This is a genomic window from Myxococcus vastator (assembly GCF_010894475.1).
In the GTDB taxonomy this organism is placed as follows: domain Bacteria; phylum Myxococcota; class Myxococcia; order Myxococcales; family Myxococcaceae; genus Myxococcus; species Myxococcus vastator.
Genome location: NZ_JAAIYB010000792.1, coordinates 1 through 1800, shown reverse-complemented (window position 1 = coordinate 1800; position 1800 = coordinate 1). Strand labels below are relative to the sequence as shown.

Annotated in this window: 1 pseudogene; it reads right to left on the bottom strand. The window is 66.5% G+C overall.

The annotated features are described in order from the left end of the window. Positions 1–1795 (bottom strand): annotated as a pseudogene (locus tag G4D87_RS37315) (condensation domain-containing protein); the annotation flags it as partial. Positions 1796–1800 lie beyond the last annotated feature (5 nt).

Genomic DNA, 1800 nt, shown 5'->3' with positions numbered 1-1800 from the left:
ACTCCATTCCTCGCGTGTCCCCTCGGTACGTCTGGACCGCCGGCCTCACCTTGTCCGTCGGCAACTCCAGCGCCGCGGGCGCACCAGCCAGCTGCTTCCTCCAGTACACCAGCTGCTCCTCCAGCACCTCCCCCTTCAGCCACTCTCGCTGCCACACCGCGTAGTCCGCGTACTGCACCTCCAGCTCGCAAAGCGGTGACTCCCTCCCCTGCGAGTACGCCTCGTACAGCGCCACCAACTCCCTCACCAGCACGCCCATCGACCACCCGTCCGACACGATGTGGTGCATCACCAGCACCAACACGTGCGCCTCATCCCCCTCCTTCAGCAGCGTCGCCCTCAGCAGCGGGCCCACCTCCAGGTTGAACGGACGCTGAATCTCCTCCTCGATCCAGCTCCGGACCGCGGATTCGCGCTCCGTTTCCAACTCGCTGAAGTCGAGCTGCTGGAAAGGCCGCAGCGGCTCCGTTGCGATGACCTGTACGGGTTCACCACCACTGACACGGAACGTCGTGCGCAAGGACTCGTGCCGACGTACGAGTTCACCGAAGCTGGCCTCCAACGCGGTCGTTTGCAGACGCCCAATCAGCTTCACCACCGAAGGGACGTTGTAGAACGGGCTGCCTGGCTCCAACTGGTCGAGGAACCACAACCGCTGCTGCGCGAATGACAGCGGCAGCGCATCGCTCCGAGACGCGCGCGTCATGGGTGGTGCTCGGACCGCGGCCTCCGCCGTCCCGCGTGAAGCGTCGATCCGTTCAGCCAGCTTCCCCACGGTGGAGGACTCGAAGATGTCTCGTAGCGGGAGCTCTACTTGGAGTTCCTCCCTCACGCGCGAGACCAACTGCGTGGCCAGCAGCGAGTGCCCGCCCAGCTCGAAGAAGTCCCCCTCCAGTCCGACGCGCTCGACGTTCAGAACCTCGGTAAAGATAGCGGCCAGCGCCTTCTCGGTCGCCGTTCGAGGCGCCTCGAAGTGCGCCGTCTTCGGACCTTGTGCATCCGGGGCGGGCAGCGCCTTGCGGTCCACCTTCCCGTTGGGCGTCAGCGGCAACGACTCCAGCACCACATACACCGACGGCACCATGTACTCCGGCAGGCGCTGCTTCATGTGGCTCCGCAGTGCACCCGCGTCCAGCAAGGCGCCTTCCTGCGCCGTCACGTAGGCCACCAACCTCTTGCCTTCACTCCCGTCCTCGCGAGCCACCACCACCGCTTCGTTGACGCCACTGTGCTGGGCCAGCGCCGCTTCCACTTCGCCCAGCTCAATGCGGTAGCCGCGCACCTTCACCTGCGTGTCCGCTCGGCCCTGGAACTCCAACGTTCCATTCCTCAACCACCGCACCACGTCGCCCGTGCGGTACAGCCGCTCTCCCTCTCCGTATGGGCTCGGTACGAAGCGCTCCGCCGTCAGCTCCGGGCGTCCCACGTACCCCACAGCCAAGCCGTCTCCGCCCACGTACAGCTCACCGGGCACGCCCACAGGCACCGGACGCATTGCCCCGTCCAGCACGTAGGCCACCGTGTTCTTCACCGGTCGGCCAATGGACACCGAAGCGCCCACTTCCTCCGGCTTCTCCATCCGGTACGTGCTGGAGAACGTCGTGTTCTCCGTCGGGCCGTACCCGTTGATGAGCACGCCGCCCGCTGCCAGCCGCTCCTTCACGCGCGACACCGGCAGCGCGTCGCCGCCCGCCAGCAACTGACGGACACTGGCCAGGGCCTTCGGCTGCCGCGCCTGCATCTGCTCGAAGAGCGCCGCCGTCAGCCACAGCGACGTCACTCCCGAAGTCTCCAGCTTTC